The organism is Aureimonas sp. N4 (genome assembly GCF_001463925.1).
In the GTDB taxonomy this organism is placed as follows: domain Bacteria; phylum Pseudomonadota; class Alphaproteobacteria; order Rhizobiales; family Rhizobiaceae; genus Aureimonas; species Aureimonas ureilytica_A.
Genome location: NZ_BBWS01000035.1, coordinates 1 through 4,407 on the forward strand (window position 1 = coordinate 1; position 4,407 = coordinate 4,407).

Below are 4,407 nucleotides of genomic sequence, written 5' to 3' on the forward strand. Positions count from 1 at the left end.
GGTCTGGAGGATGGCGACACGCCGGAGCCTGACGACCTGCGCGACCGCCGCAAGAACCTCAAAAGCCGCCGGCTTCCCCATCTCGTGGCGACCAAGGCCGACGAGGTGGTGGGCTATGCCTATGTGGTGCCCTTTCGCAAGCGCCCGGCCTATCGCTACACGGTGAAGCACTCGATCTATGTGCATCACCAGCAGCTCGGCCGGGGCATCGGGCGGCTTCTCATGCGCGGGCTGATCGACGCCTGCGCGGCGGCGGGCTTCCGGCAGATGATCGGCTATATCGACTCCGACAACACAGCCTCGCTGGCGCTTCATACGAGCTTCGACTTCCAGCGCGTCGGCCATCTGCCGGCGGTCGCCTATCGCTACGGGCGCTGGGCCGACAGCGTGATGGTGCAGCGCTCGCTCGGCACGGGCTCCACCACGCCTCCGCCGCCCCTGCCGCTTTCGACGCGCCGATAGGGAAGGCAGGGCTGAGACCAAAGAGCCTGAGAGCTTGAGAGCTTGAGAGCCGGGAAGGCACATCCGGACTGAGGGCTCCGCGTGCCCGCCCGGCCTCAGCGCGACTGGCTCTTCAGATAGGCGATGAGATCGGCCCGCTCCAACGGGTCCGCCATGCCCGGATAGTTCATCTTGGTGCCCGGCGCGAAGCGGCTCGGGCTGGCGAGCCAGGCATCCATGGCCGCGTCGGTCCAGTCGCCGCCGACCGAGCGCAGGGCCGCCGTATAGCCATAGCGTTGCAGCCGATGACCGATCGGCGCGCCCATCACACCGTGAAGATTGGGACCGGCCAGGTCCGGCCCGCCACGTCCGATCGTGTGACAGGCGGAACAAGGGCCATAGAGCGAAGCGCCGGCAGCCGGGTCGGCTATGGCCATGCGCTGCTCCAGCGTCGGATCGGGGCCAAGCTGGCTGCGCCGCGCCTCGCGGTTGCCGTCGCCGCAGGCCCCGAGCGCTGGTAGCAGCCATGCAAGAAGGCCGAGCCGCCGCGACATCCTCCCGCATGCGCGCCATAGCTCCCTGATCCCCGTCACAAATTGCCTCCGCTCATGGCTTGCATATCCTCAGACAAGACTTCGCGACTGTTGTAGTAGGTCGGCCGGCTCCAGAAAAAACATAGGCTTCGACGCCGAACAGTTAAGTTTGACGCATCTTTCGCAAGCTTAAATTAAAGCGCATCACAGAGCCTGATCGTCGAGATTGATGGAGATGCTCGATGAAAGATTTGTCCAACTATACGCTGACCTTCAGCGACGAGTTCGACAGCCGCAGCATCTCGCAAAACGGTGGCGGAACGACCTGGGCCGATATTCGCCCCGAATGGCGCTTCGACGCCAATTCCGACATCGGCTTCGGCCGCTCGTCCTTCGTGGACGCCGCGTCAGGCTACGACCCGTTCAAGGTGCAGGACGGCGTCCTCACCATCACCGCCGTCCCCGACCGCACGCCTTACGGAATGCCCGGAAGCTGGGAGTCCGGCCTTATCCATACGCGCGGCTCGTTCCAGCAGACCTATGGCTATTTCGAGATGCGCGCGGACTTCTCCGAGGCCAAGGGCGCATGGGACGCGTTCTGGCTTCTACCGACGCAGCAGATCAACCAGGGCAAGAATGGCGGGTGGCAAGAGCTCGACATCGTCGAGCACTACGGCAACAACCCGAACGGCGTTTATCGCTGGCTCCATACGACCGACGCCCATGCCGACCCCAACGCCGATCTTCAGGTCTATAGCGAGCACGCCGGCATCACGACGGGCTTCCACACCTACGGGATGGACTGGCAGGCCGACACGATCAGCTTCTATTTCGACGGGCAGCTCGTCGGCACCAAGGCGACCCCGAGCGACATGCACGGGCCGATGTTCATTCTGGCCAATCTCGCCATGGAAAATGGCGCCGATCCTTCCGCCCCGCCCGCCGAAATGAAGATCGACTATATCCGCGCCTATGCGGAACAGCCTGCGGTCGTCACCCCTCCCCCCGAGCCGGTCAACATCGTCACCGGCACGGCCGGAAACGACGTGTTGCGCGGCACGAGCGGCCGCGACCGGCTGATCGGCGGCGAGGGTTCCGATACGCTGATCGGCGGCAAGGGCGCCGACGAGCTGATCGGCGGCGATGGGCAGGACACGGCCTCCTATGCCAACGCGCAGCAGGGCGTTACCGCGAGCCTTCTCGACCCCTCCAAGAACACGGGCGACGCGGCGGGCGACACCTATTCCTCGATCGAACGCCTGATCGGCAGCGACTACAACGACACGCTGGAAGGCGATGCCGGCGACAATATCCTGAACGGTGGCAAAGGCGCCGACCGCATGATCGGCGGCGGGGGCAACGATGTCTATTTCGTCGAGAACACCTGGGACATCGTGATCGAGGCGGCCAAGGGCGGCAACGATCTCGTCATCACCACGACGAGTTACAAACTGGCTGCGGGCCAGGAAATCGAGACCCTGCGCAGCGCCGAAGGCAGCGGCAGCCTGACGCTGACCGGCAACGAGATCGACAATTACCTCTACGCCAACGAGAGCGCGACCAAGCTCTATGGCGGCCTCGGGCGCGATGTCCTGGTCGGCGGCAAGGGCGACGACTGGCTGTCCGGAGACGCGGGTTCGGATCGCCTGACGGGGGGCGCGGGCCGCGACACGTTCGTCTTCTCTACCGCCCCGCGCGCGGGCGAATACGACGTGATCACCGATTTCAATGTGGTGGACGACCGGATCGCCCTCTCGCTCGCAGCCTTCGGCAAGGCCGGCGCCGCCCCCGGCGCGCTCGACCCGTCCGCCTTCTACGCCGGTACGGGCAACACGGCGCACGCGGCCTCCGACCGCATCATCTACAATTCCAAGACGGGCGATCTCTTCTACGACGCCGACGGCACCGGCCCCGACGCCGCCATCCGCTTCGCCCAAACACAGCCCGGCCTCGCCCTCACGGCAGACGACTTCTTTCTGATCGGTTGAAAATCGTCCATCGGCCGAAGGCCCCAGAGAAATACCCAGATGTTCCTCTGGAGTCCCGTTGAGACCGATCGCGTTGTGTCGGAGTCGACTGAACGATCGCGACACCACAATCGCGCCCCAGCTCACAACCAGACGCATTGGTTTTATGTTGCAGAGCAAAACATATAATGTTTATTTGATGGAGAATTGATCGGGTCCAACGTCTGACGGCCGGGTATTCCTTATGCAAGATGGAACGGCCGGAGCGGCATCGTTCAGTCGCGAACTTCATGGGGCGAGAGGCTTGTTTGCCTTTCTCGTCTTCGTGTTTCACGTCCAGAATTCAGGTCTGACGCCGCTTTTCGGTTCGGAACGTTTCTCGTCTTTGCTTGCGCCGCTGGTCTTCGGCGTCGAGCTCTTCTTCGCTTTGAGCGGCTTCGTCATTGTTGGCACGCTTGCGCGGGCCAGTCGTCCCTGGTTCTTCCTGATCGATCGGCTGACGCGCATCTACCCCGTGCTTTGGGTGGGCGTTCTGACCGTTGTCGCCCTATCGCTTCTCAGCGGCCGCGAAGCGCCGGCCACTTATCAAGGCTGGACGCTGGCACTCTATACGCTCGCAAACATGGCGGGCCTGCCCAATCTCATCCCCGTCCCCCTGTTTCTGGCCCCGGCTTGGACACTGAGCTACGAGCTCTGCTTCTACATCCTGGGTTCGATCTATCTGGTGGCGCGTCGAAGATGGGCGATGAATCTATTCCCGCTTCTTTTGGTTCTCAGCTTGCCCATCATCAACACGCATCCTCGGACGCTGTTTTTCTTGAGCGGAATTCTGGTTGCGACCGGATATGGGCGCTTCCTGCGCATTCCCGGGATCGAGAAGATGCCGGCTCTCGCGCTGCTCGTCTTCTTGTGGAGCTGGAGTTCCGCCTGGACCTACTACATCGAGGCTCTGCAGCCTCCCTCCTATACTCTGGTCGGCTGGATGACCGATCCTCATATCCTCTACGTCGTTATAGCTTTCGCTTCGGCCACTTTGTTTCTGGATGCACTTGTACGAGGCGCGGGATGGGAGTCGACGTTTCTGCGCTCGCGGCTGGCGTTGTATTTCGGCACGATCAGCTACAGCTTCTACCTCTGGCATCCCGTGGTCATGGCCCTCGTCAAGGCCGGTCTGAAGGGAACAGGACTCCTCGCCATCGCGGGAAGCTTGTCGCAGCTTCTTCTCTTCGTGGCTGCCTTGCCACCGTCGATTGTCGTTGCCCATGCCAGCCAACGCTGGCTGGAGCGCGACCTGACGCATTTCATCCGCAGCAAACTTCGCCGCGAGGCCCAAGTGTCCGCCCGTCCCGTCCAAGCAGAAGCCACCTAGGCTCAGGACTGATAGCTCACAGCCAAAACAGGACGGTCGCTGCGAGCGCGATGGCGGAGAAGAAGACGGTCGGACAGCGATCGTAGCGGGTCGCAAC

General features: G+C 62.9%; 4 protein-coding genes and 1 pseudogene. 3 read left to right on the forward strand and 2 right to left on the reverse strand.

The window, feature by feature from the left end; genetic code table 11:
• On the forward strand, positions 1-462 hold a 462-nt coding region (locus AUL28_RS10680; protein WP_062232303.1), incomplete at its 5' end, for a GNAT family N-acetyltransferase.
• A 95-nt stretch (positions 463-557) separates the two neighbouring features.
• Here the strand turns inward: AUL28_RS10680 and AUL28_RS10685 are convergent.
• Entirely contained in the window at positions 558-995 is a 438-nt protein-coding gene (locus tag AUL28_RS10685; RefSeq protein ID WP_058599080.1) for a c-type cytochrome, read from the reverse strand.
• A 221-nt stretch (positions 996-1,216) separates the two neighbouring features.
• Between AUL28_RS10685 and AUL28_RS10690 the strand changes: the two genes are divergently transcribed.
• Together AUL28_RS10690 and AUL28_RS10695 are read left to right on the forward strand one after the other, a co-directional pair.
• Positions 1,217-2,962 carry a family 16 glycosylhydrolase gene (locus tag AUL28_RS10690; RefSeq protein ID WP_062232304.1) on the forward strand — a complete coding sequence of 582 codons (1,746 nt, stop codon included), beginning with the start codon at positions 1,217-1,219 and terminating at the stop codon, positions 2,960-2,962.
• A 223-nt stretch (positions 2,963-3,185) separates the two neighbouring features.
• Positions 3,186-4,310, forward strand: coding sequence for an acyltransferase family protein (locus AUL28_RS10695; RefSeq protein WP_082640388.1), 1,125 nt, complete (start codon positions 3,186-3,188; stop codon positions 4,308-4,310).
• 16 nt (positions 4,311-4,326) lie between these two features.
• Here the strand turns inward: AUL28_RS10695 and AUL28_RS22625 are convergent.
• A pseudogene (locus tag AUL28_RS22625) lies at positions 4,327-4,407 on the reverse strand (IS5/IS1182 family transposase); the annotation flags it as partial.